Origin of the sequence: Desulfosporosinus cupriresistens, from assembly GCF_001707885.1 — a bacterium.
Classification (GTDB): domain Bacteria; phylum Bacillota; class Desulfitobacteriia; order Desulfitobacteriales; family Desulfitobacteriaceae; genus Desulfosporosinus.
In genome coordinates this window covers 26,211-52,207 of sequence record NZ_MASS01000030.1, presented here as the reverse complement: position 1 = coordinate 52,207, position 25,997 = coordinate 26,211, and the positions used below count along the sequence as shown (strand labels likewise).

The window sequence follows — 25,997 nt, the reverse complement described above, 5'->3', positions numbered from 1 at the left end:
GTAAGGATCCGCCCCTAGAGACAATATTTGTGACTCGGGAAGTCTTTTGAAAGTGGCGGGCGGTTTCCCGATTTATACCAGCGTGGATGGTGACAAAATCGACACCGTCACGGGCGTGTTGTTCCACCACAGCTAAAAGTTCTTGAGGAGTTATGTCCTCTAATTTCTTGTCTAAATAACCTAGGGCATCATACATAGGAACTGTACCGATCATAGCAGGAGACATATAGATAAGTCGGTGGCGGAATTCGACAGTTTTACCGTAGTTACTGAGATCCATAATTGCTTCTGCTTTCATATCTAAAGCCATGCGCACTTTGGCTAACTCACTATCTATGTTGGCGCACTCCGGGGAGATGCCCAAGTTAACGTTAATCTTCGTTTTAAGTCCCAGACCAACGCCCTCTGGACTTAACGAGGTGTGATTATGGTTAGCAGGGATGGCTATGCTTCCTGCTGCCACCCGGAGTCTGATTTCTTCAGCACTCAATCCCTCTTTGTCAGCGACAGTTTGCATGGCCGCTGTGATGACTCCTTTTTTGGCATGTTCCATTTGTGTACTCATCAAATCACGCTCTTTCTATAAAACTTCTCTTATGTCAGTATCTTGGTGACTAGGGGATGTTTCACGTATCAAAGGGATGTTTTATTTGGTATAGCGTTTAAGGTGCCAAGGGGACATTTGGTTGCCTGGACGTTTAAAAGGTCTATGTCTCCATAATACGTTGTAAACTCTTTATCTTGCCCGGAATGTCTGAGTTGCCCACAATCTCGGTAACTAAGGCGACGGTCTGAGCTCCTGCCTTGACGACTTCGGCTAGGTTATGCTCCTTGATGCCGCCGATTGCGACAAAGGGGATCTCCAGATTCTTAACGACATAGTCTAAATAGTCCAGTCCGACAGGATCACACACATCAACTTTGGTCTGGGTGGCAAATATTGGTCCTACTCCGATGTAATCAGCACCATCCTTTACTGCTGCTTGTGCTTGAGCGGGCGAATGGGTGGAAACCCCAATGAGGAAATTGGGGCCAACGAGCTCACGGACCTTGTACAGAGGCAAGTCGTCTTGCCCAATATGCACGCCATCAGCGCCCACGGCAAGAGCCAGATCTATGTGGTCGTTGATAACGAACAAGGCACCCGCTTGATGGGTCATAGCCCGTAGTACGAGACATTCCTCATACATAACTCTCACCTTTTTAGACTTCTCCCGGTACTGCAGGATAGGGACGCCAGCGGCTAAAATCTCGCCCGCCACTTCAAGATTACTGCGGCCCAGAGAGTGGGGCTCGGAGGTAAGGGCATAGATGCCAGCGGGAAGAGTCCGTTTTTTTGCAGGGTCTAATTCGTCCATCTTCTGCCGAGGCATTCCTTTCATTGTTGGTCACATCCTTCGTTAAGTACCCAGGCCAAAACCAAGTTAGCCTGTTTAGCAGCTACAACACCGACACGGGGAGAGAAGGGTGGTTGGTCTTTGGCCACGTCGGTACAGAAATCTCCGACGACAGATAAGCCAGAACCCCAATGCATGGTTCGGATCGTATCGGTATCTCCCCAACCGGCTAGCCCAGACGCGCCTACGACTTTTTTCCCAGCAGTCAGCCCTTCTTCCACAAACATTTTCTTAGAGGCGGTCCGGTCAAACCCCTCAACCCATATTGGACACTGCCCAAATATCGTCTGGACATTATCGGGTGTCACGAGAACCGGCCATAATTTCAAGTCTAAGTCAGGGTTGATCCTTAATAGGTTTTCAGCTAGAGCCTCAGTCTTCAAGAGTCCTAATTGATCCGGGAAATACACTTGTCGATTCAGGTTGCTGGCTTCTACGCGGTCAAAATCGGCCAAGACCAGGCGCAAAAACCCGCTGCGTACTAAGTGCCAAGCGACATTGGAGCCCAAGCCACCTAAACCTGCGATCCCTACAGGTGTTTGTCGGACTTTAATTAATTGTTCTGGTAGCAATGTCTCGTTTAAGCCAGTCATTAAAGGATTCATTGCCCGACAACATCCTTTTCCCGCATATTGACCCAGTCGCAAAAAGCCGGTAGATATCCTTTGGCCCGGATCATCCGCACTACTTCAGGGACGGATCGTTCATCAGCAATTTCAAATTGGGCACTGCCTACGTTGTCAGTCTCACTATAACCCCCGACCGAAGTGAGGGCCCCGGCAGACATACGAGTGATTCCGAGAGGCAGCAGATTCTCACGCATTTGCGGACTTTCTCGAGTGGACAAGGTCAGGCCAGCCCGGGGGAGAAATAGTCGGTAAGCTAAAATAATTTGGACTAAAGCGGCATCCGTGACGGGAGCAGCAGAGGAGTTAAAACTACCAGCATAGGGTCTGAGGCGTGGCACAGAGAGTGCGATTTCCACCCCAGGATAGGTCCTTTGCAAGTAATCGGCATGAAGTGCCGAGAAAAAGGCATCTTGTCGCCAATCAGAGAGACCTAAGAGCGCGCCGATGTTAACGGCAGAGATTCCAGCAGCACAAGCTCGCTCTGGAGCCTCTAAACGATTGTGATAATTGCGCTTAGGTCCGGCGGGATGCACTTCCGCATAGGTGATTTCATCGTAGGTTTCTTGAAAGAGCGTGACTGAATCAATCCCTGCCTCATATAGACGTCGGTATTCGTCAGTGGATAGGGGATATACTTCAAGCCCCAGAGAGGCAAACATGGGTCGTAAAGCATGGACACATTCTTCCATATAAGAGGGTCCGCTTTGAGTGCGGGATTCTCCTGTCAAGAGCAGCAAATGCTGTAGTCCAGACGAAGAGATAGCTTTCCCTTCCTTGATGACCTGTTCGACGGTTAACTTGGAGCGTACAATTTCATTACCAGCATGAAAACTACAATAGACACATTGGTTACTACAATAATTAGCGAGATACAGAGGGGTAAACAAACCTATCGTGCGGCCAAAATTGCGGATGGTTAGAGCCTGAGCCTTTTTGGCCATGGGTTCCAAGTAAGATTGGGCAGCAGGAGATAGTAAGACTGCTAAATCTTGAGGGCGAAGAGTCTCACGGGCCAACGCTCGCTCGACATCGACTTCGCCAAAACCAGCCCAGGTCGACTCGGAAAGACTTAGTTGCCACTCCCTGATTTGCTCGTAAAACATCGCTTAACCCTCCTGCAAAAAGCCGGTTAAAGGAGAGGAAGCTTCAGCTTCTATCCGACGTTCACCCGGACCAGCTAAATAGCCTAGACGTCCTGCGGCTACTGCAAGGCGAAAAGCTTGAGCCATGAATACAGGATCTCCTGCCGTGGCAATGGCCGTGTTCACAAGCACTGCGGCCGCTCCCATTTCCATGGCCTCAGCTGCTTCTGATGGTCGACCGATGCCCGCATCGACAATAATGGGCAGAGAAATCTCCTCGATAAGAATACGGATGAGTTCTTTGGTTTGTAAGCCTCGATTGCTGCCAATCGGAGCTCCTAAGGGCATGATGGCTGCAGCACCAACCTCTAGCAAACGTCTAGCAGCACCCAGATCCGGGCTCATGTAAGGGAGTACAATAAATCCCTCGTTCACTAGTTGTTCAGTGGCTTTGAGTGTTTCCCAATTATCGGGTAGCAAGTAGCGCTGATCCTGTACTACTTCGATCTTTACCCAGTTTCCGCAGCCAGCAGCCTGAGCCAAGCGAGCAATTCGAACGGCTTCTTCAGCAGTGCGTGCACCGGAAGTATTCGGCAATAAAATGGTGTTCTTAGGCATGTAATTAAGAATATTCTCCTGCGGGTTTTTCCAGTCGACTCGGCGTAAAGCCATCGTTACTACCTGGCTGCCGCTCGCTTCCAACACCTGAGGCACTATTTCATGCGACGAAAATTTACCAGTTCCTACGAACAGTCGGCTATGCAAATTTACTCCTCCGATGAGTAGACTGTCAGCCAATGGATTAAGACTTTGTTTGGTATCGTTCACGTTATTAGCCCCCTCCCATAAAAATTAAGATTTCTAAACGGTCGTCAGCGTGTAAAAAAGTACTCTGCCAATGTTCTTGAGTTAGGATTTTGCCGTTGAGCTCCACGACCGCCGCTTTAAGGGTCACCGCTTTGTTTTCGAGAAACTGGAATACAGTACATTCTGAGAGAATTTCCTGTGCTTCGCCGTTGACAACAATTTGCAACGGACCGTCCTCCTTTCGCTTGTTCAAATGTGTTTGTCAGGGGTTCCCATCTTACTGCCATGGTACCAGAGAGGGTATAAAGCTATAAAAAAATGAGAACTGCGGTAAGCAGTTCTCACTTATATTCCAATATAAGTTAAACGATTGCTTTCCTCCGCTGGTATTAACCAGATCAGGTTCAAAGGGATCGAGTTTCCTCATCTCAGCCCCGAAGGGCACCCCTAGCAAAAAAAACGTATTCAGTTAAGTAGGTATATAATACTTATCTTGGTAAGTGTTATACCTGTATTCATTATATACCTAAAAGGGCGTAGGTGTAAATATAGGAAAAGGTTATAGAGACTAGTTATCGACGAGTTCAGGTGTCGCAAGGCCAAGAAATGTTATTTTTTAGTGTACAGGATTCGTGCTAATTCGTACTTAGAGTGTGCAATAATGGAAAAAGGAAGAACGGTTGGGTCTTGTGGTATTAAATGTGTATACCGGGGCGGGCGACGAAGGATTCCTCGAGGATTGCCCAATCAGGTTATAGTTAGATTGGATGGTGAGATCCATGAGAATTCCATTGCTCTCTTTGTTCTTACAAGGAATACCTGAACAGACTGCAGTTTTAACTTTAGCTTTAGTAATTGCCAGAATACCTCTAAAGTGGAATAGAATTTTATTGATTGGGATTTTCCTAGCTTTTTGTGCGTATGTAGTGAGACTGTTTCCTATCCTTTTTGGGATTCATACTATTTTGCTGCTCTGTGTACACTTTATCATTTTGACTTGGATCACTAAGGGGGATGCCGGTCTATCTTTTATCGCAAGTTCATCGAGTTTCTTAGTGTTAGTGATATTTGAGTTTAGTTGTATGTCCTTGTTTATGTATATTTATAGATTTACTACTGAAAACTTATTCGATGACCTGGCTATAAGGATTGCGGTTGGAGAACCGCAGGTGCTTCTTTTATTTATCTCTGCTTTTCTATTAAATAAATACATAACAAGAGTTGCTAGAACCTATAATTGAGGATTGCATCTTTGATTAACATTTGAGATTCATCGAGACAAGGCTTCTATAAAGGCTAATTTCAATATGTACATAGGTCTTAGGTACTGTTATTATGTGACGTTAAAGCTAACAGTGTCAATGGTGTATTAACTATTAAGAATCCCTCTCCAAATCTAGAAAATATTTTCTAGTAAGACAAGTTTCGCGTAAATTCGCTCTTGAAATGTGCAATAATTGAAAATAGAGGAAGACTGGTAGTGTGTTGTTAGAAAAGTATGGTTATGTTTAATTGGAGAGGTTGTGAGATCTATAAACATACCCTTAATTGCTTTGTTCTTACAAGGAATACCTGAGCAAACTGCAGTAGTCACTTTAGCATTTGTAATTGCCAGAATACCTTTGAAGTGGAATAAAATTTTATTGATTGGAATTGTTTTAGCTTTTATTTCTTATGTTGTGAGACTGTTTTCCATCCCCTTTGGGGTTCATTTTTTCTTGCTAATTATTTTATTATTTATAGCTTTAACTTGGCTTGGTAAGGGCGATTTCGGTTTATCCCTTCTCGCAAGTTTATTGAGTTTTTTAGCATTAACAATATTTGAGTTTGTATGCCTATCCTTGTTAATGCCTCTTTTTGGAGTAACACCCGAAACCCTATTCACTAACCTAGTAATAATAAGGATCGCGATAACAGAACCGCAAGTAATTCTTTTATTTATCTTTGCTTTTTTATTAAATAAATTTATACCAAAGAAGATGAGGTCGGAAATGAATGAGTTTCTCTGAAAATATTAGTAATAAACTCACTGAAGTAATAACAAATGAATTGGATTATAATGATGATAAAAAGGAAATTATAGTGTATGCCATTGAAACAGCACTTCTATTCGTCTTAGGCTCATTTTCAATAATGCTTCTAGGATTTGCTTTAAATGCTTTACTACCGGCTTTTGTTGCCGCAATTTTCGGTGGTCTATTACGAAGAGTATCGGGAGGCGCTCATTTTAATACTCCTTTAAAATGTTTGACCATTAGTTCTATTACATATGCTTTAATTGGAGTATTAACTAAAAAAATTGTTAATTATGACTTGATTAATCAGTCTGTTCTGATAATTCTCTTGCTTATTTCTTTTTTATTAGTAGCTTTCTTAGCTCCTGTAGATAGCGAATCAAAGCCAATTCGTTCTAAAAGATTAAAAGTTAAACTCAAGATCTCGTCAATGGTTTTCGTCATTGTTTCATACCTACTTATTTCTTTTATTGATAATAAATTAGTAAGTAGTAGTGCGGTTCTAGGTGTATTTTACCAGAGTATCACCTTGCTGCCTATTTTTAATAGAAAAGGAGGTGAATATAGACTATGAAAAGGTATTTCTTTGCTACACTTGCTTCAATACTATTGCTCTTAGCTAGTGCGACTTCCGTTTTTGCATGTGGTTTGTGGGCATATCAACCTAAAACTCCGAAAGCATTGCAAAAATAATCAGGAGGTTGCCAGTCGTGCAAACATCTATGGTAAACAATTTAAAAGCTGGGAGTAGATCCTAGCTTTTAAATTGTTTACCATAGATTATCATAAGCTTCTTAGTACCATTTAGATTGATAACTTTTGGGGGGATAGTTGGAGGATAATCATATGGTTTTTAACATTAAAAATTTCTTAGCTAAACAATCTATTATTCAATTAACTTTATTTAAAGTCATATTTAGTATCTTTGCTTTTCTCATTATTCTCATATTACTCTACGGACAAAATTTTTGGGAGAAACAGATCCTGAAATTTAATTATAATTTATTGTTAAGTGCCTCAAATGTACAAACAAAAATACAATCTCAGATTATCTCTATAGAAGAATTAAAAAAAGATAAAGATTTAACGAAGACTCAAAAAATATTAAAGATAGATGATATTATACAGCCAATAATTAACAAATATAATGATAATCTTGTAGGTTATTATGATGTTGAATTAAATATAATAATTAAAAATCAAAATGAAACCGATATTTCGTTTAATGAAGTTCGTACTACAATAGGAGCAATAAACGAATTTAATAACTTATCAAACAATAATAAGGTCATTAGTGTCAATATACCAATCTATGATAAGGAAAAATTAGTAGGCTATGTTTGGGCCTATACAAAGAATGCAGATTATGTATTCTCATCTTTCTATAACTTCAATGACATTTTAATATTGGTTTTAAGCCTATCAGTCTTAATTATTTTTTTAATTAGAAAGCATATTAAACAGATTGAATTGTGCTTAGAAGAATTCAGTAAAATGATAATTAATAATGGCGAACAACAAGAACAGATTTTAATTAAACTCCCTGAATTAAGACCTATCTTATATAAAATTAGTTGTTTCACAGATGGTTTGAAGCGGATGAACTTAGAATTGGAATCATCAAAACGTCAGATAGACAATATTATGGAAGGAATCTCAGATGGTTTTTATGCTATAGATCGCGAATGGCAGTTTACGTTTGTTAACAACGAAACACAAAAAATCATGTCGGTGCGTAAGACTGATTTAATAGGAAAAAACATATGGGAGATCTTCCCTCAGGGAATAGGTTCATTAACTTATGATAAACTACAAGAAGCGATGTCTCTAGAGGAATCTATTCATTGGGAAGCAACAGGTTTTATTAAACCTGATCAATACTATGAATATCATGCTTATCCATTTGAGGAAGGATTGACAGTTTTCTTCAGAGATATAACCGTATTGAAACGACAACAGTTAGAGTTTGCCCGTTTAGAAAGACTCAATCTTATAGGGCAGTTAGCAGCTGGAATTAGTCATGAGATAAGAAATCCACTCACTACCGTCAAGGGATTTCTGCAAATGTTTGGTTCGAAATCTAAATACGAACAAGACAAAGAGAATATGGATTTAATGGTCTCAGAGATTGACCGTGCCAATGAAATAATTACCGATTTTCTATCCTTAGCTAAAGCAAACTTAGATAATATTAAACCTAGAAACATCAACGAGGTTATCAATAAAGTATTCCCTATGCTTCAAGCAGATGCCTTTAGCAACAATAAAGAAGTTGTTTTTGATCTCAATAAACTACCAGATATTATGATCAACGAAAATGAAATAAAGCAACTTATATTAAACTTAGTACGTAATGCGTTAGAGGTCACCCCAGAGCAGGGGAGTGTTATCATTAGCACCTATTTAAAAGAGAATAAAGTTGTATTAGCCATTATAGATCACGGAACGGGAATACCTCAGGACGTACAAGAGAAAATAGGCACTCCATTTTTCACCACAAAAGAAACCGGAACTGGTCTTGGATTAGCGATTTCTATGGGAATCGCCCAAAGGCATAAAGCTATTTTTAATTTTAAAACGGGAAGTGATGGGACCGTTTTTTACATAATCTTTCCGACATTCTTATAATTCCTAATTTATATACTTATTTCTGAATTTACAAGCAGTGATAAAGATTAATAACATACAAAAATAAGTTAACCACTTTGTGTCCAATAATTGTATAATCGAATATTAAATGAAAACTAGGGCTTCGTCATATAGCGAAGCTCTTCTGTTTGGAATTAACCATCAATTGGATTTTCAGGGCCCGAGAGATTTAATTGATAAAATGCTAGATCAAGCCACTTACCAAACTTGAAGCCCGCATTTTTTATGGTACCGGAGTATTCAAAGCCTAATTTTTCATGCATTTTAAGGCTAGTGTGATTAAATGCATCAATGCCCGCAACTAATGTGGCAAACTTTCTTTCATCAGCAATTCTAATTATTTCTTTGACAAGTTCAGTACCAATTCCACGGCGCTTATATCCATTATGTACATAAACTGAATGCTCTATTGTATATTTATAAGCTGGCCAAGCTCTAAAAGGGCCATACGTTGCAAACCCAATAACCTTATTATTGTCTTCAAAAACAAGAACAGGGATTCCATCCTCATTCTTTTTATTAAACCACAACGTTCTCTCCTCAAGCGTCTGAACGTTATAGGTGTATATTGCTGTAGTATTTAAGATAGCATCGTTATAAATTTCTAGAATTTCGCATAAATCATTTGCTACTGCTTGTCTAATCATAATCATTTTCGGTACCTCCTTAGATTAGTATAACATAATTTAGCATGTAAGGTACTATATTTGCGTCTTATACTGTCTCCTTAATCAGAGAGCAACCATTAAGTTGACATGGCTGCCTGATTTAAATATTTCAACTAAAGAGCCTAAAAGGGCTCTTCTTTTATTGTATTTATAAGTGTTTGTGAATTTGATTGAGTCTCAGAAAAGCAATGGATTGTTGAGTAAAGATTGACAATATATTTCTTTGTACAAGTATGAATTTTGTGTTATCATATGGTCAGATGGTCAGACCGCGACCTCTTATATTATTCGCCCAATTTATATTCAATCAATTAAAAGTTTGCGTGATCTTTTTTAATAAAACTACTATATAACTAGGAGGTTAAGTCATGGAAATATTAGTTTGTATTAAGCAAGTTCCTGGAACTACGAAAATTGAAGTTGATCCAATAACAGGTGTTTTAAAAAGAGACGGTGTCGATTCAAAAATGAATCCTTATGATCTGTTTGCTATTGAAACAGCTTTGAGAATTAAAGAGCAAGAAGGTGGAACGATCAAAGTTATAAGCATGGGACCACCTCAAGCAAAAGATGTTATCAAAGAAGCATTTATGATGGGGGCTGACGAAGGAGCTTTAGTATCCGATCGAAAATTTGCTGGAGCAGACGTTCTTGCTACATCTTATACCATTTCTCAAGGGGTTCGTAAGATGGGTAATTTTGATCTAATCCTTTGTGGCAAACAGACAACTGACGGTGATACCGCTCAAGTCGGCCCGGAGATGGCTGAATATCTCGAAATACCACATATAGCGAATGTTTTAAAAATAATTGAAATAAAAGAAAAATCTGTTGTTGTAGAAATGGACATGCCAAACACACTTGAAATAGCTGAAATCCAATTCCCATGTCTATTAACCGTAGAAAAAGATATATTTCAGCCGAGACTTCCCTCCTATAGAAAAAAAATAAGTACTAAAGATCGAGATATTAAAATTATATCATTAAATGATTTTGAAGATAAAGATGAAAAGAGATATGGGCTTACAGGTTCACCAACACAAGTAGAGAGAATCTTCCCACCCTCGGCTAATAATGACAGAGAGACATGGACAGGTACTGGGGCACAGCTCAGTTTTAAAATAGCGGAAAAACTCAAACAACTAAAGTTTGTATAAAGAAACGGAACGGAGGTATATAGATGAGCAAGCTAATTTGTCACCAAGATAAAATTAATGAGTCAAACATTCAAGAATTAATTGATGTCTGTCCATTTGATGCTATTGAAAATAATAACGGGATTATTGAAATTAACGCTGGTTGTAAAATGTGCAAGATATGCGTTAAAAAGGGACCAAAAGGTATCATGGAATTTGTTGAAGAAGAGGTTGCGAAGGTAGATAAGAGCGCGTGGAGTGGCATCGGGGTCTATGTTGACCATGTTGAAGGGGAGATCCATCCAGTGACCATGGAACTCATTGGAAAAGCAAAAGAACTTGCTGCAGTGGTTAATTTTCCTGTCTACTGCGTATTTATTGGACACAATATTACAGATAAGGCAAAAGAATTGCTTTATTATGGAGTGGACGAAGTCTTTGTTTACGATTATGAAGAATTAAACCATTTCAGAATAGAGCCTTATACAGCTGCTTTTGAAGACTTTGTTAATAAGATAAAACCATCTTCCTTACTGGTTGGAGCGACAACCATTGGCCGATCACTGGCCCCAAGAGTAGCTGCAAGGTTTAGAACTGGTTTAACAGCAGACTGTACAGTCCTAGAAATGAAAGAAGATACAGACCTTGTTCAGATAAGACCTGCTTTCGGTGGAAATATCATGGCCCAAATTGTTTGTCCTAACACGAGACCTCAAATGGCAACGGTAAGATATAAGGTTATGAATGCTCCGGAAAAACAATGCGAGCCAAGTGGCCAGATTACTGTATGTGAACTGGACAAAGCAAGATTGGCGTCTAATATTGAAGTTTTAAAAGTTACAAAAAAAGAAATTGAAGAAAATATCTCTGACGCAGAAGTCATTGTTGCTGTGGGAAGAGCCCTAAAGTCTGAAAAGGATATGGCCATGGTTGAAGAATTAGCCAATCTTCTAGACGCTCAAATAGCTGGAACAAGGCCCCTTGTTGAGTCGGGTTGGATTAATGCTAAGAAGCAAATCGGTCTATCCGGTAGAACGGTTAAGCCAAAGCTAATCATTACTCTCGGCATTTCAGGTGCAGTTCAGTTTTCTGCTGGCATGAACAGTTCAGAGCGCATATTTGCAATAAATAAAGACCCAAATGCTTCGATTTTTAATGTAGCTCATTATGGAATTGTTGGAGATATCTACGATATCGTTCCTCAATTAATTGAAGATATTAAAAACTCAAGAGCTGAGGCTTGTGCTCGATAACTAGTGGAGTGTGAAACTCCATCGGAAGTTTGACTGAACTTATCCAGGGGGCTATATTTTCGAAGAGCGCCACTTTTAGTTCAAGGTTGGAACTCCATGGCGATTAGTCAGCGGATAAATTAAGAAAACGTGGAGGTAATTTCATGAACGATTATAAAACGCTTGAGGCTAACGATATTGATTTCTTAGTGTCGGTTCTAGGGAAAGATAGAGTTTTTACGGGAGAGTCCATTAGTGAAGATTTCAGCCATGATGAATTGGGTGGAATCAGTAGAATGCCTGATGTCTTAGTTGAAGTTCTTTCAACAGATGAAGTGTCCAAAATAATGAAATATGCCTATGAGAATACAATTCCGGTTGTGGCTAGAGGATCAGGAACAGGTCTTGTGGGGGCATCTGTTCCGATTTTCGGTGGAATTATGATGAACATGTGCGGGATGAACAAAATACTCGAAATTGATGAAGAAAACTTGACGTTAACCCTTGAGCCAGGTGTGCTTTTAATGGAAATCGGTAAATATGTTGAAGAATACGATTTATTCTATCCACCCGATCCAGGTGAAAAATCAGCGACAATCGCGGGTAACATCAATACTAACGCGGGCGGTATGAGAGCTGTTAAGTATGGAGTTACAAGAGACTATATTAGAGGACTCGAAGTCGTTCTTCCTAACGGAGAAGTCATTAATGTCGGAGGGAAAGTTGTTAAAAATTCTTCCGGTTACAGCATAAAAGACTTAATCTGCGGATCCGAAGGAACGTTAGGTATCATTACAAAAGCGATATTGAAGCTTATACCACTGCCCAAGAAAGCAATATCGTTGCTAATACCTTTTCCAAATCTTGATATGGCGATAAGTACCGTGCCTAAGATTATAAAATCTAAGGCCACACCAACTGCTATAGAATTTATGCAAAGAGAAGTAATTCTTGCTGCTGAAGAATTTCTGGGCAAAAAATTCCCTGACAATTCTGCAGATGCCTATCTGTTATTAACGTTTGATGGCAACAGCACAGAAGATATAGAAAAAGATTACGAGAATGTGGCTAATATTTGCCTTGAAGAAGGTGCACTCGACGTCTTCATCATTGATACAGATGAACGAAAAGAGGCTGTTTGGTCAGCAAGGGGTGCTTTCCTCGAAGCAGTGAAAGCTACAACGACTGAGATGGATGAATGTGATGTTGTTGTTCCAAGAAATAAAGTGGCCGAATTTATTAAATATACCGATGTTCTGCAAAAGCAGTTTGATGTAAGAATAAGAAGTTTTGGACATGCGGGTGATGGTAATTTACACGTCTATGTTTTAAAGGATGATCTTTCCGAAGAGGCCTGGAAAAAGAAGCTGGCTGAGGTTTTTGAAGCAATGTATAGTAAATCTGTGGAACTACGGGGATTAGTGTCTGGAGAACACGGTATTGGGTTTGCAAAAAAAGAGTATATGTTAGAGCAATACGGACCTGAATATGTAGGACTAATGAAAAATATAAAATTGGCATTTGATCCTAAAAATATACTAAATCCAGGAAAAGTTTGCGAGTAATATGATTTAAGGTGCAATTTTAGTGTGAGCGCTTACTTTTATTTTATTAATAAAGGAGCGCTCTTTTTCTGTACTGTCTGCAAGCATAACTTATCGTTCCATACTTTCTGGAAGGACCCTTCTCGCCATAGATGGTGCTTTGCCGTCCTGCAAGAAGGCTAATACGTGCGAAGACAGTGTCTTCGGGCAGCGCTCATGACTTAAACGTCCTGTTTGAGTCATGAGCGGGTTCAGACTCTTGTATTTCCTATACTTACCAGAATCGATCGTAACAAAAGTAGTAATTAATATTGTATAATGAATTGAAGGACTTATAGTCCTAGTCTTTTTCATGTAATGCTCCTCTTTGTCCCTCCGGGACAGCATAATCGGAGGGTACTTTTTTTGAAAATCTAGGACTAGTACTTTTTTTATCAGGAAAATATGAGATCTCCGATGGAGGTCTCTTTCTTAATATATCGGAAAGTATAAGTTTTGGAGTACATGGAGGTACCCAAAAACTTGTCAAAAACTAATTTCTTGAAGAATTCTTAACATACTCAACGTAAAATATTAATAACTCTATTGTATTCTTATAGCAGAGAGATTCATTTAGATAAAGAAGAACTACATGAAAAAGATGAAAAACCGTCCTTGCTGTGGGACGGTTTTTCGCACGTTTAAAGATATTCAATGCTTCTTGTGACATCCTGTGTCTCTCGGAGCCAAAGAGGCCCGATGTTTGTTATTTAACACCGAGCCTCAGATTAAATTGCTTTCTTGAAAATTGACCAAGGTGTATCGACTGCTGAACCATTTTCTAATAATTGTTCAACTGTTCCTGGCGTATAGAATCCTGCTTCTTCGGTCTTCAATAAACACTCTTCTAATGTAATTTCCTGCCAAGTATCTTCTCCCTTAAGTTGAGCTAAAACTTTCATTTGATCAATCCTCCATGATTTATTAGCATTTGTCTGCCTAATATTATAGCAGGAAACATGTCTCAAAGAAATCCTCTCTTTCATCAGTCAGTTTTTAACCAATGGCCCGACTCAATGGCCCGCTATCAATAGTTCTATTTCTTTAGGGTCTTTCATGAAACATTAAGCAAAGAGGTTTTTGATGTTTAGCGTCTAGCCAAAGCGGTGTATAATGAAGGAAACTGTTGCTATAGAAGTTCTTGAAGTTGTAATTGCATATATAGTAGGAGGTTGTCTCATGAAGTCAGAATGGAAACGATCTGTTTGCCCGTATGACTGTCCCGATACGTGCGGACTTTTAGTTAAAGTTGTCGATGGTCAAGCTGTCAAGGTTACTGGTGATCCGGAACATCCCTATACTAGAGGGACTTTATGCCCCAAAATGGTTCATTATGAGCGAACAGTTCACTCTCCACAAAGGCTGAAGCACCCTCTACAGCGCGTCGGGGAAAAAGGATCAGGTCAGTTTAAACCCATTACTTGGGATGAGGCAATTCAAGGCATTGCCGATAGGTGGAAGGCGATTATGACTGACTATGATGCGGAAGCGATCCTGCCCTATTCCTACGCGGGAACCCTGGGTATTGTTCAGCGCAACTGTGGGGAAGGTTTTTTCCACCGTTTGGGTGCTTCAAGATTGGCTCGCACTATTTGCTCTTCTGCCAAGAGTTATGGCTGGGCGTCGGTGATGGGAGAGACCCTAGCGCTACACCCTGATGAGGTTAAGCACAGCGATTTGATTATCTTGTGGGGTACGAATGCTTTAGCAACGAACATTCATCTGCTGAATTATGTCCGAGACGCTAAAAGACATGGCGCTACGGTCTGGCTTGTTGACACGTATGAAAATCCCACGGCCCAAATTGTTGATAAGGTCGTGTTAGTCTGTCCCGGAAGTGATGGTGCTTTGGCTCTTGGCATAATGCACATCTTAGTACGCGAGGGCTGGATTGACCAACCGTTTATAAATCGACATGTACAGGGGTTTGATCAGTTGCAAACAGAGGTTTTGGCTGATTACCCGCCGGATAAAGTCAGTCAAATTACTGGGGTTAGCATCAGCTTGCTTGAAGAAATGGCAGCTTGTTACGGCAAGGCCCGCGCGCCTTTTATTTCTTTGGGATCCGGTCTGTGCCGCTATGGCAACGGGGCGATGACCGTTCGCACCATTACTTGTCTTCCCGCACTTGTTGGAGCTTGGGGTAAGCCGGGAGGTGGGTTGTTGAGCAGTATTTCTACGAGTAAGGCCTTTAACACGGCTAGGGTAACGCGCGAAGATTTGTTGCAGAAGCCAACTCGTATTGTAAATATGAATCAACTAGGCTATGCACTGACGGAATTAGAGCAACCGCCGATTATGGGTTTGTATGTATATCACTCTAACCCAGTCGTCGTAGCCCCTGATCAAAATATGATTATCAGAGGACTTATGAGAGATGACCTATTTACGGTCGTTCATGAGCGATTTATGACGGATACAGCCCGCTATGCCGACATTATCTTGCCGGCTACAAGCTCATTAGAGCACCCGGATATGTACCGTTCCTATGGTCATTACGGCATTCAGAGAGCGGCTGCGGTTATTCCTCCGGTAGGCGAAGCAAAATCAAACTGGGAAGTTTTCCAGTTACTTGCCCAGGCAATGGGTTTTGATGAATCTTTCTTTGATCAAAAGACTAACGATGTTATTAATCAATTAATAGATCCTCCCACTTCATGGCTCGAAAGCGTTGATTTGGCAAAACTTCAAGCAGGCCGCCCCGTCGAACTTTCTCTGCCTGAGAATTATAAAACAACTTTCCTTACTTCATCAGGTAAAATCGAACTATACAATCCTCATGAAGCTGAGCCTTTACCGCGTTATTTTGAGCCTTACGGTGATGATGCCCCATTCTATCTGATGAGCGCACCTAGTTTGTATTCGCTGAATTCTTCCTTCAATGAGCGCCCCGATTTACTTCGTAAAAAGGAAACAGCTTATTTGCAAATGAATGTCAAAGATGCTGAGACCAAGAATCTGCAGGATGGTCAGAAAGTGATCGCTTTTAACGAGCGGGGCGAAGTGCATTTTATTCTTAAGTTAACGACAACGGTTCCCCCAGGAGTAGTAGTAACCGAAGGGTTGTTTTGGAACGAAAATCTGTCTGAGTATCGCACTGTAAATGCCCTTACATCTCAACGACTAACTGATAGAGCAGCTGGTAGTACGCTTTATGATGTCAAAATCGATGTCCGGCCGGCAATTACCGGCAACTAAGGGTCTAGCCGAAATGCCTAGGTAAAAGTAGTTTATATTCTCTTCAATTAATGGTGAGGAGGTGATGTGCATGGCTTCGGTTGTACGTGTTTTACATTGTGCAGGATTTCGCTTTGACAGCCCTTCATGGGAAGGGCCGGAGGAGTGGGTTACCCAACGAAATCAAGACTTGTGGCAGACATTTGAAGGTGTCCTCTCGCTTTGCCTTTCGGAAAAAATCGATTTTCTTTTACTGGCTGGAAATTTGTTCGAACAAGAGTATGTGCGCAAAGAGACGGTTGAGCGAGTGGCTAAATCATTTGCCAAGTTAGAGGGAACAAAAGTTTTTATCGTTCCTGGAGAACGTGATCCGCTCGTTACTACATCTGCCTATCGCTTGGCAGTATGGCCGAGTAATGTGCATATCTTCTCAGGTGGCCTCAGCAGTGTAAAAACTTCCCTGAACGTCACAGTTTATGGAGCGGGATGTACCTCTTATTGCCAAGAAGAGCCATTCCTTGATGATTTTCAAACTTCGAGGGATGGAACGCTTCAGCTTATGCTACTTCATACTGAAGTAGGTTCAGTAAAGAATAAAAGCTTAATTTCTATCCTACCTGAGCAGATTGCCGCAAGTGGTTTGGATTATTTAGCCTTAGGGCATCGGGACGTTTGGAGTGAGGTCCGGCAAGAGGGAGAAACATATTGGGCCGACTGTGGCTCGTCTGAGGCTAGGAGTTTTCGTGAGAGCGGGCCCCATGGTGTCCTGTTGGGGGAGATTGAAAAAGGGTCCGTTCGGCTTGAATTTCGGGAATTGGGTCAGCGTCGCTATATTGAAAAGACACTGGCTATCGAACCCGATATGGCAGGCCTTGTCGAAAAACTATTGGCAGAAACGAGCACACAAGAACGGCAAAAAAATATATTTAGGCTCAAGTTGGCTGGATCTTTAGAAGACGTAGAAGCAGCCGTTCCCGCCTTACAGAACGTATTGGAGGGTAAGTTCCGTTACATTGAGGTCTTACCCTCCGAAGGGCGACCATCACAAGCAGAGCAAGATATTGTTAATAAGGTGGGACGAAAGACTACCAACGGATATGGTTTTCCCATACTAACACAACTATTTGCCGATAAAATCAAAGAGCGCCTTGATGTATTAGAGAGCTCTGAGGATTACGAACATTGGGAGCTTGTACAGAGAATAGGGTTAGCAGCGCTGGGGCAGGGACGGGAAGACGATGAGGATTGAACGAATCATAACCCACAATTTAACAGGCCTAGGGGACCTCGACTTGACATTTCCTGTTGGCCCAGTTTTGCTCTTTTCTGAGGATAGGACTCGACAGAGGATGCTAGGCGGTTTATTCCTGGAACTATTCTATGATATAAAGAACCCTCTGGTTTCAAAAGTTCAAGCTCGTAAGGGCGTAGTCGAAGTGTGGATGACTGGGGGAAATAATCGTTTACATATTTGTCGACACTCCATTATGAATGACGATGGGCTAGAGCGATCCTCAGCTTTGGAGATTGAGGATGAAACCGGACAGCAAGTATCCTTGCCAGAAAGGACGACGCTGGGAGAGTATTTATTTCGGGTAAAACAGCGAGCTTTCCTGCAGGGAGGGATCGTGGAATGGCCAGAAAATGATGAAACCGCTAACTTATCTCGGTATGTCCGCAACATGCGGCAAGGCGGGGACGCAGGTCTCTCGTTGAGTAAAGTGCGGGCTTCTCTAACAGGGGCGCAAAAGAGAGTAAAAGCACAAACGGAGAGCATGTTGCAGGTCAAGGCTGAGTATGATTCCCTGCGGCGTGAATGGGAAGAAGCACACCGCCAACAAGAAAAGGAACGGCTGCTGCTTATTGAGATAAAAAATTTCCAGGAAAAAGAGAAAATTCTCGCCGAAAGGATTTCTTATGCAGCGAAAACTCAAGAGCGCTTGACTGTGCTTCGTCAAAACTTGGACTACCGTGAGTTACGTCAACTCCAAGGTGAACTCGCTAGGTTGGAAGAACGCTACAGGGAATCAGAATCAAAGTTGACTGAACTTACCCATGAGACCCAAGTAGACTGGGCCATGATTGAGGGCTTGCGTGAAGAGTGCATGGAGTGGGCATATCTTCAAGAAAAGGTAAGTCGGATAGCTGTCGAATTCCAAATGCGGACACAAATAATTAACGAAACGCAGGATTTTCTGCAAACATCTGGATATCAGGGATTGTCGGAAAATGAAGTACAACGGTTGCGACGGGCTAAAGAAGAGAAGCACAAAGCCCAGCAGGAACTGGAACGGGAACAGGACAACTTTACAGTCGTGAAAAGTAAATTTGAGGAATTACAAAAAGTATGCATGGAAGAGATTGCCAGGCTTCAAGAATTCTCAGTTATGGCCGGAGTAACAAATGCCTTAGAAATTAGAATAGCGCAAAAAGAAAGGTATTTGGCACAGTGGCAAAGCTCAAAAATTGGTAACTTTCTTGATAGGGTACTGCAGGAACAATTAGGCGTGAAAAGTATTGGCGAAAGGTTTTCTCTGCGCATTGCAAAACACTACCAAAACTATCATGCTTTAAATAACCAGGAATTCACAAGTCAACTGAAGGAATTTCGTAACCAACGGGAGCGGGTAGAACAATTACAACTAGAATTAGAACGATTGAATGATAAAGTTCATTGGGAAGAAAAACTACGCAAGATAATAAACTCCCGTACTATGATCCTAGACCAGGCTTTTAGCAAAGCTAACGTAGCTGATCTTGCGGCTTGGTTGAACGGGTGGGAAGACCACCAGCGCAAGAAACACCAGTTGGAGCTATGGCATGGTGAGCTACAGCTTGAACTAGAACAGCTGAAGATGGAAGAAAGTAAGATGGCTGCATCTGCGAAACAACTCCGGGAGAAGTTGGCAAATTGGGGGACCCTGGCAACAGACAGAGATGAAGTCCTAGCTGCCGTTCTAAAGGTTGCCAGGCAACTGCGAGCGAAAGACGAGGCGGCGAGGGAAGTTAACCTGTTTACCGAGAAGTTTTATAATTTGCTCGGCGACCGCAATATGGAGTATCTCGCTAAGATTTTGGAACCTTTGGCGGATTTAGAACGTGAAAACCATCGTTTCAATGAAGAAAAGATGGTTGAAATAGCAGTATGGCAGAAAGAACAGGTGGAAATTCGTCGGCAACTGGAGACCGCAGAACAAAGTCTCCAATGCATCCTCAAATTTCCGTCGTTGTCTGTTCTGGAGAAAAAGATAGAGACGGTTAAACGGCAGTGGATGGCCTATGAAGGCTTGCATGATGCCTTGGATGACGCTCAGGCCTTGTTAGAAAATTCTTGGCAGGAATGGAAAACCGTGTACGGTAAGCAACTTAAAGAAGAAAAAAAGTGGATTTTCAGTCAAATGTCCTCTTCACCAGCTAAAGGGGCAATAGAGAGAGCTGTGACAGAAGGGAAACGAGATTATTTTGCTTATCGCATGGCTATCGCTCAGTTAGCCCTTCGAGACAACAACGAAGTACCGTTTCTTTTCTCAGTAGGAAAACTGAGTAGCGGACAAAGTTTTTGGGAAGAAGTTTTGAAGTATCTTCTTCAACTTTCTCATTCCAGACAAGTAGTTCTTGGAACCTCGGATGCTGAACTGTGGCAAAAGCTAACTGCAAGCAAATGGAAAAGTATGGTGGTCTAGGTCCGCTGAGGAAATATATCGGCTAGCGTCCCGTCTTGCACTTTCAGGCGATTTGCTTGATTAAGAAACACGGGTATCTGGGTAACTGGAGAACGTTCGAGGAGGTATGGCGATGAAAAGGTTAAAGGTAACGATCTTGATAGAGAATACAGTAGGTGCTCCGTTAGGACTCTTGTCAGAGTGGGGGTTGTCTATGCTCTTGGATTTTGGTGATGAGTGTATATTATTCGATACAGGGGAACAGGGAAACCTTCTGAGTAACGCTCGGATTTTAGGTCATGATCTTCGGCGAATTGACCGAGTGATCTTAAGTCACGGGCACTATGATCACACGGGAGGACTGCTAAAGTTTCTGGAATACAGAGGAAGAGTTCCGGTTTACGCTCATCCGGACTTGTTTTCAGAGCACTATGCCCTGGGATTTAAGGAACATGAAAATAAATATATTGGTGTACCGTTTCGTAAGGAGCAGCTGGAGAGCGCCGGAGCTGAGTTTCACTGGCATAGAGAACCCGTAGAACTAAATCCTGGACTTTGGCTAAGTGGTGAAATCCCTCGTGAAACAGCCTTTGAACGTTTGGATAATAGACTGGTTGAGATGAAGGGCGGGCAAATCGTCCAAGACACTCTTCCAGATGATTTTAGCTTATTCTATAAGACAGACCAGGGATTAGTTATCCTTTTAGGCTGTGCGCATTCAGGGTTAGTAAATATCGTAGAACATGCTAAACGGTTGACGGGCGAGAACAAAATAAGAGCGATTATGGGCGGGACCCATCTAGGCCCTGCAACTCAAGATCAGCAACAACAAACGATTGACTATCTCAAAGGACTTGATTTGGCTTGTTTGGCTCCGAATCACTGTACTGGATTAGCTATGTTGAGTAAGTTAGCGGCTGAATTTCCAGGCGTGTTTGTGTGGGCTGCGGCAGGCAATACGTTGGAGTTTAAGTAGCCAAGATATAAGAGGAACACAAAGAGGGGTTTTACATTAAAGCGTGCAGTTTTGCAAGTCGATCAAGAGTTCATGATGTATTTGAAGTAGAAATTGAATATCTCCTTCGGATAGTTTTTCTAATGCTAAGATCATGGCTCTATATGACAGAGCGTTTTGGCAAGATTTCTTTGCTAATGCTTGACCTAGGGAGGTTAAGTTCAAATGAATTTCCCTGCGGTCTTCTTTGAAGGTATTTCGCTCAACAAGAGCTAAGGTGACAAGATCGTCCACATTAATGCTTACTGTACTTTTAGAGAGCTGTAACTTTTCTGTTATTTCCTTGAGAGTTATTTCAGGACAAGAATAAATAGTATTTAAGATTCCCATTTGTTGTAATGTTAGACCAAGGCTTGCAGCGTTTTGTTTAGTGAATTTAGTTAGAGTTTTATTGATTGCCACAAAAGATTGGACTACATTGGCAGCTTGCTTAACTTTATTATCATTATAATCCATGTTTATGAACCTCCAATCATAGAATTGGTTTAAAACTATAACAGTTCGAACGTGAACTATTATAGCGGGTCGAGGAAAAGATGTCAATTTACGCTAAACAACAACCAGCCCCTCAGCTAATATCCGAGAGGCTGGTTGTCAACAATGCGGGATTTAAGATTAATTTAATGTGTGATGAATTAATTTCCATTAATCGTAATGGAACCACTTATTTGGCACTCTACTGCAATAAATGTATTGCCCCCACCTCGGGAATGAGTAGCAGGTTTTTTAAACATATACAGTCAAATAAAAATGTTTCGTGTCTTTCTTTGTCTTTTAATGTCAAATTTTGATTTCTATGTTAAGAATAAACAACAGCTAAGTGGTTGTCAAGAATTCCACGCAATCCGTGAACTTCAAAAACCCCCACTTATTGAGTAAGGAGCCCTAAGATGCCCAATTTCTAATCACCATTTTAAGGACTTACTACAATTTTTGTGCGGGAAAACGACTCAAAACTGGAGGAATCTTAACTCCAGCTATGGCTCTTGGTATTACGGATAAACCATATGAATGGAAGGATATACTTTACTTTAAGAAATTTTAAACTATATATTAAAATAGTTTGCTAGTTTATGTTTATTAGGAAAGTCAATGATATGACAAAAGGAAGGGTTTTCTACCCTCCCTTAATTGTTTGAACTATTTCAGCTTATTAATAGTTGTTTTCTTTTGCTTATAAAGGATGTACTTTGGAATCGGGTTAGTATCGTCAAGGTTTACTTCTTTGAAGATTGAACTCTTCCTACTTTAATTATAACATATAAAAAATTGTAAATGTAGACTATTTGTTCCCATTTGATGCTGCTATAATGCAATAGCACGTTAATGTGATTTGTTGGAGAGGTATTATTGTGGAATCCAAAGGAATTGATATGATTCCAGAAACAAAACTAAATGCAGTAAAATAAGCCTTAGAGGTGACCCTTTCTACCGGTATTTGAAAGAATTGCCAAAGGAGAGAAACGCATGAGTTCCATTGTGCTTGGTTTTCAGGATATTGACAAAACAAAACTCATGGTTGTTGGGGGTAAAGGCGCGAACCTGGGGGAACTTTCCAAGATTGAAGGAATACGCGTACCGGATGGCTTTTGTATTTCTACTGAAGCCTTTAAAAGAATCATTGGGGAAACGTCGTCGATTAACGAATTACTTGATCAGTTATCGCATCTAAAAGTGGAAGACTGGGATAAAATCGGTAAACTTAGCAGGAAGATTCGACAAATCATTATGGAAGTGGAAATTCCTTCCAATGTTGTGAAAGCAGTTACTCACTTTCTCTCCCAGTTTGGCGACAAACATGCTTATGCAGTGCGTTCTAGCGCGACTGCTGAAGATTTACCACATGCCTCTTTTGCTGGTCAACAAGACACCTATTTAAATATCATCGGAAAAGAAGCAATCTTGCAGCATATCAGCAAATGTTGGGCTTCCCTATTTACGGATCGTGCGGTAATCTACCGAATGCAAAACAGATTTGACCACAGCCAAGTTTATTTATCCGTTATCGTTCAAAGGATGGTTTTCCCACAGGCTTCAGGAATTTTATTTACAGCTGATCCGATGACTTCTAACCGAAAGCTGCTAACAATCAATGCCAGTTTTGGACTTGGAGAAGCACTGGTCTCTGGCTTGGTATCTGCCGATTGTTATAAAGTACAGGAAGAGGAAATCGTCGATAAAATGATAGCAACCAAAAAATTAGCTATCTATGGACTAAAAGAAGGCGGAACAGAGACACAGCAGATCGATCCTGATCAGCAAAAGACTCAAACACTTACCGAACAACAAATTTTAAAACTAGCACGCCTTGGAAGACAGATCGAAGCATATTTTGGATGTCCACAAGATATCGAATGGTGTTTGGTTGATGATACATTTTATATTGTCCAGAGTCGGCCAATTACTACTTTATACCCCATCCCTGAAGCAGAGACCCAAGAAAACCACGTCTATGTATCTGTTGGCCATCAACAAATGATGACCGACCCCTTTAAACCATTGGGAATGTCAATATTTCAGTCAAGACGCTATCTATGCTTTTCTCAACAAATACGGAATGCGCTGTGCCGGAGAAATCGATATTACTAAAACTCGTTGGAGTGAAAAACCAACGACACTTGTCCCCATGATTCTCAGTAACCTCAAAAACCAAGAGCCTAATGCTGGCAAGGGGAAATTTGAGCAAGGGCGGCGTGTTGCTTTGAAAAAAGAACAAGAGTTATTAGATCGATTGCAGCAATTACCGGATGGTGAACAAAAAGCCAAAGAAACAAAACGAATGATTGACCTAATCCGGAATTTCATCGGTTATCGTGAATATCCAAAATACGGCATGGTTAATCGCTACTTCGTTTATAAGCAGGTTTTACTGAAAGAAGCCGAACAACTGGTACAAGTGGGCGTTATTCATGAAAAAGAAGATATATACTATCTCACTTTTGAAGAACTTCGCGAAGTCGTACGCACAAATAAACTGGATTACCAGATCATTTTCCTTCGAAAAGACGAGTACAAATTATATGAAAAACTAACTCCGCCACGTGTTATCACGTCTGACGGTGAAATCATTACAGGTGAGTACAAACGAGAAAATCTCCCAAGCGATGCGCTTGTAGGGCTACCTGTTTCTTCCGGAGTTATCGAGGGACGAGCACGTGTCATCTTAAACATGGAAGATGCTGATCTGGAAGATGGAGATATATTAGTCACCTCCTTTATTGACCCTAGCTGGACACCATTGTTTGTATCCATAAAAGGCCTCGTCACCGAAGTCGGTGGACTGATGACCCATGGAGCAGTTATCGCACGTGAATATGGCTTAGCAGCAGTTGTCGGAGTGGAAAATGCTACCAAACTGATCAAAGACGGACAGAGAATCCGGGCAAATGGAACTGAAGGATACGTAGAAATCCTATAATGGGGAAGTTTTATGAAAGTCTCTAAAATCTGGTTTTTTCATATTAGGATCAATAGGGTTACCTAAGGTATTGTTGCTTGAATTTCCTAAAAAGTGTTGTGTAAAATTTTGGAGGACTTCGTATCTGGAGCAGGCGAAATCAGCTGTGCCTTCCACATGAATAATGTTCAGAAAGAGATAAAATATATCATCCCGACAGATTTCGATCGCATTTACTGGGAGTTTTTTGGGCGTCGGATTTGTGTCAGGACAGGAACTCATGCAGTTTTTTGCGGTATATGGGAGTTGAATGGGAAATGATAATTTTAGACAATGTCCTGTTTTTTGATTTCATGTATTGGTATTTACCTAAATAGATAAGGAGTGTTAGTTTATGATTAATGGAAAAATGAAAAAACTATCGCCATCAATCGACGAATGGCTCAAAGAAGCAAAAACTGATCCGGCGGCTTTACAGGAAGGGATGTTTTTAGTTCATAATGGCGTTGTGCGTCAAACGCCCAAAGCCAAGGTACGCCAAGGAATTGATGACGGTTCGATGGTGAAGGGAATGGAATTTGCTTATGATGCAGCAAAGGTTGATGTGGCGATTGCTGAAACCTATACCATGGACGGTATCTTCCATGTCAGGGTTTGGCTTAATGAAGGTCAGCTCGAACTTGGTGATGATATAATGTATGTGCTGATAGGCGGCGACATCAGACCACATGTTGTTGATGCCCTGCAATTCCTGGTTGAAAAGATTAAAGGCGAATGTGTTACCGAAATCGAACAAAAATAAGTAACTTGGACAACTTAACCAGATAATTTTGATTTGGGAGCATTGAAATAATTGGGATTTTCGATATTTATGTAAACATATTACATGGCATCCATATCGCCGAAAATATCATTGAGGTGTAAAAACTGGCAGGAATAAAGTGGAGTAAGATAACTTGTCTTATTTCGATAACCTGTTTGCGACGCTTGATGCCATATAAGAGTCTGGCTTAATCACACATTGAAATCCGCAAGCTCTTACCCACCCTTTAATTTCGGCAACGTATTGTGAAGTCGGACCATTATATCCCACGTCTGCATGTACCTCAATTTCGTGTGGAATATTACTTTCTTCAAAAATTGTATTCAGTTTAAGAGCTAATTCAATGCTTAAATTTGTTTCGTAAAATATCTTTTGTCGAATGTTATTAATCCTTTTTATTTTCTTGATCTCAAAAAAATAAATTCCACCCTGTCCGACTTTGTTTTTTATTTTATGGATACCTACAGTAACAGGTACCTTTGTATAGCTGAAATTTTGGCTGTCGGTTCCCACGGCGATTACATATTCCATAGTTGGGTCTTGAGTAGTGTAAGTTTTTATAATCGAAACCATTTCTGTAAAAGAAACTTCTCCGTATGTCAGACTATGCATTAAAGATCTCCTTTCAAGTTGTACAACTATCAAGTGAGCTGAGATACGAATTTCTTTGCCATTTTGAACGACTATATATTATTATATGACTTGTGTGTAAAAACAATATTAAG

General features: G+C 40.9%; 24 protein-coding genes, 1 pseudogene and 1 riboswitch. Of the genes and pseudogenes, 14 read left to right on the top strand and 11 right to left on the bottom strand.

Translation table 11 applies throughout. The annotated features are described in order from the left end of the window. From DSBG_RS12860 to thiS, 6 genes are all read right to left on the bottom strand, one after another. On the bottom strand, positions 1–565 hold a 565-nt coding region (locus DSBG_RS12860; protein WP_242877600.1), incomplete at its 3' end, for a phosphomethylpyrimidine synthase ThiC. A 142-nt stretch (positions 566–707) separates the two neighbouring features. Next, the gene (thiE, locus tag DSBG_RS12855; protein ID WP_242877602.1) at positions 708–1,373 is read right to left on the bottom strand and encodes a thiamine phosphate synthase; all 666 of its coding nucleotides are present in this window, start codon (positions 1,371–1,373) and stop codon (positions 708–710) included. A gap of 5 nt (positions 1,374–1,378) precedes the next feature. Continuing rightward, complete coding sequence (gene thiF / locus DSBG_RS12850; RefSeq protein ID WP_348980973.1) at positions 1,379–1,990, bottom strand: sulfur carrier protein ThiS adenylyltransferase ThiF; 612 nt, start codon at positions 1,988–1,990, stop codon at positions 1,379–1,381. Positions 1,991–1,998: 8 nt separating this feature from the next. Continuing rightward, a complete protein-coding gene (thiH, locus tag DSBG_RS12845) occupies positions 1,999–3,129 on the bottom strand; it encodes a 2-iminoacetate synthase ThiH (RefSeq protein ID WP_068964717.1) in 1,131 nt (376 codons plus the stop codon). 3 nt (positions 3,130–3,132) lie between these two features. Next, complete coding sequence (locus DSBG_RS12840; protein WP_491005740.1) at positions 3,133–3,936, bottom strand: thiazole synthase; 804 nt, start codon at positions 3,934–3,936, stop codon at positions 3,133–3,135. A 4-nt stretch (positions 3,937–3,940) separates the two neighbouring features. After that, positions 3,941–4,141: a sulfur carrier protein ThiS gene (thiS, locus tag DSBG_RS12835; protein WP_083236852.1), complete on the bottom strand. Its 201-nt coding sequence runs from the start codon at positions 4,139–4,141 to the stop codon at positions 3,941–3,943. A gap of 132 nt (positions 4,142–4,273) precedes the next feature. After that, positions 4,274–4,374, bottom strand: a riboswitch (TPP riboswitch). Between the two features lie 320 nt (positions 4,375–4,694). Between thiS and DSBG_RS12830 the strand changes: the two genes are divergently transcribed. From DSBG_RS12830 to DSBG_RS12815, 5 genes are all read left to right on the top strand, one after another. Beyond that, on the top strand, positions 4,695–5,156 hold the full coding sequence (locus DSBG_RS12830; protein ID WP_068964716.1) for a hypothetical protein: 462 nt from the start codon (positions 4,695–4,697) through the stop codon (positions 5,154–5,156). Positions 5,157–5,438: 282 nt separating this feature from the next. Next, positions 5,439–5,924: a hypothetical protein gene (locus tag DSBG_RS12825; RefSeq protein WP_083236851.1), complete on the top strand. Its 486-nt coding sequence runs from the start codon at positions 5,439–5,441 to the stop codon at positions 5,922–5,924. Further along, complete coding sequence (locus DSBG_RS12820) at positions 5,911–6,504, top strand: accessory gene regulator ArgB-like protein (protein WP_068964715.1); 594 nt, start codon at positions 5,911–5,913, stop codon at positions 6,502–6,504. Before DSBG_RS12825 ends, DSBG_RS12820 begins: the two co-directional genes overlap by 14 nt. Further along, on the top strand, positions 6,501–6,623 hold the full coding sequence (locus DSBG_RS21875) for an AgrD family cyclic lactone autoinducer peptide (RefSeq protein ID WP_083236850.1): 123 nt from the start codon (positions 6,501–6,503) through the stop codon (positions 6,621–6,623). Before DSBG_RS12820 ends, DSBG_RS21875 begins: the two co-directional genes overlap by 4 nt. A 153-nt stretch (positions 6,624–6,776) precedes the next feature. After that, positions 6,777–8,558 (top strand): two-component system sensor histidine kinase NtrB, encoded by a 1,782-nt coding sequence (locus DSBG_RS12815; RefSeq protein ID WP_068964714.1) that lies wholly within the window; start codon positions 6,777–6,779, stop codon positions 8,556–8,558. Positions 8,559–8,713: 155 nt separating this feature from the next. On the opposite strand, the gene DSBG_RS12810 is transcribed toward DSBG_RS12815, so the two are convergent. Next, positions 8,714–9,232: a GNAT family N-acetyltransferase gene (locus tag DSBG_RS12810; protein WP_348980972.1), complete on the bottom strand. Its 519-nt coding sequence runs from the start codon at positions 9,230–9,232 to the stop codon at positions 8,714–8,716. A gap of 383 nt (positions 9,233–9,615) precedes the next feature. On the opposite strand from DSBG_RS12810, the gene DSBG_RS12805 reads away from it, so the two are divergent. The 3 genes from DSBG_RS12805 (at position 9,616) to DSBG_RS12795 (ending at position 13,180) form a co-directional block, all read left to right on the top strand. Then, positions 9,616–10,404, top strand: coding sequence for an electron transfer flavoprotein subunit beta/FixA family protein (locus DSBG_RS12805; protein WP_068964713.1), 789 nt, complete (start codon positions 9,616–9,618; stop codon positions 10,402–10,404). Between the two features lie 23 nt (positions 10,405–10,427). Further along, positions 10,428–11,636, top strand: a complete 1,209-nt coding sequence (locus DSBG_RS12800) for an electron transfer flavoprotein subunit alpha/FixB family protein (protein WP_068964712.1) — start codon at positions 10,428–10,430, stop codon at positions 11,634–11,636. Positions 11,637–11,779: 143 nt separating this feature from the next. Beyond that, complete coding sequence (locus DSBG_RS12795) at positions 11,780–13,180, top strand: FAD-binding oxidoreductase (RefSeq protein ID WP_068964711.1); 1,401 nt, start codon at positions 11,780–11,782, stop codon at positions 13,178–13,180. Between the two features lie 90 nt (positions 13,181–13,270). Here the strand turns inward: DSBG_RS12795 and DSBG_RS12790 are convergent, their stop codons facing one another. Both DSBG_RS12790 and DSBG_RS23130 read right to left on the bottom strand, forming a co-directional pair. Continuing rightward, positions 13,271–13,513: a hypothetical protein gene (locus DSBG_RS12790; RefSeq protein ID WP_068964710.1), complete on the bottom strand. Its 243-nt coding sequence runs from the start codon at positions 13,511–13,513 to the stop codon at positions 13,271–13,273. A 413-nt stretch (positions 13,514–13,926) separates the two neighbouring features. After that, positions 13,927–14,100 carry a hypothetical protein gene (locus DSBG_RS23130; RefSeq protein ID WP_009624500.1) on the bottom strand — a complete coding sequence of 58 codons (174 nt, stop codon included), beginning with the start codon at positions 14,098–14,100 and terminating at the stop codon, positions 13,927–13,929. Between the two features lie 277 nt (positions 14,101–14,377). Between DSBG_RS23130 and DSBG_RS12785 the strand changes: the two genes are divergently transcribed. The 4 genes from DSBG_RS12785 (at position 14,378) to DSBG_RS12770 (ending at position 21,013) form a co-directional block, all read left to right on the top strand. Beyond that, complete coding sequence (locus DSBG_RS12785; RefSeq protein WP_068964709.1) at positions 14,378–16,396, top strand: molybdopterin-containing oxidoreductase family protein; 2,019 nt, start codon at positions 14,378–14,380, stop codon at positions 16,394–16,396. Positions 16,397–16,466: 70 nt separating this feature from the next. Continuing rightward, positions 16,467–17,624, top strand: coding sequence for a metallophosphoesterase family protein (locus DSBG_RS12780; protein ID WP_068964708.1), 1,158 nt, complete (start codon positions 16,467–16,469; stop codon positions 17,622–17,624). Beyond that, complete coding sequence (locus tag DSBG_RS12775; protein ID WP_068964707.1) at positions 17,614–20,058, top strand: AAA family ATPase; 2,445 nt, start codon at positions 17,614–17,616, stop codon at positions 20,056–20,058. Before DSBG_RS12780 ends, DSBG_RS12775 begins: the two co-directional genes overlap by 11 nt. Positions 20,059–20,170: 112 nt before the next feature. Continuing rightward, positions 20,171–21,013: an MBL fold metallo-hydrolase gene (locus tag DSBG_RS12770; protein ID WP_068964706.1), complete on the top strand. Its 843-nt coding sequence runs from the start codon at positions 20,171–20,173 to the stop codon at positions 21,011–21,013. A 36-nt stretch (positions 21,014–21,049) separates the two neighbouring features. Here DSBG_RS12770 and DSBG_RS12765 read toward each other — a convergent pair whose 3' ends face one another. Beyond that, on the bottom strand, positions 21,050–21,508 hold the full coding sequence (locus DSBG_RS12765; protein ID WP_068964705.1) for a MarR family winged helix-turn-helix transcriptional regulator: 459 nt from the start codon (positions 21,506–21,508) through the stop codon (positions 21,050–21,052). A gap of 1,011 nt (positions 21,509–22,519) precedes the next feature. Here DSBG_RS12765 and DSBG_RS12760 point away from each other — a divergent pair. Beyond that, positions 22,520–24,470, top strand: a pseudogene (locus DSBG_RS12760) (phosphoenolpyruvate synthase). Positions 24,471–24,843: 373 nt separating this feature from the next. Continuing rightward, complete coding sequence (locus DSBG_RS12755; RefSeq protein WP_068964704.1) at positions 24,844–25,251, top strand: molybdenum cofactor biosynthesis protein MoaE; 408 nt, start codon at positions 24,844–24,846, stop codon at positions 25,249–25,251. 159 nt (positions 25,252–25,410) lie between these two features. On the opposite strand, the gene DSBG_RS12750 is transcribed toward DSBG_RS12755, so the two are convergent. Next, a complete protein-coding gene (locus DSBG_RS12750) occupies positions 25,411–25,884 on the bottom strand; it encodes a ribonuclease H-like YkuK family protein (RefSeq protein ID WP_068964703.1) in 474 nt (157 codons plus the stop codon). Positions 25,885–25,997 lie beyond the last annotated feature (113 nt).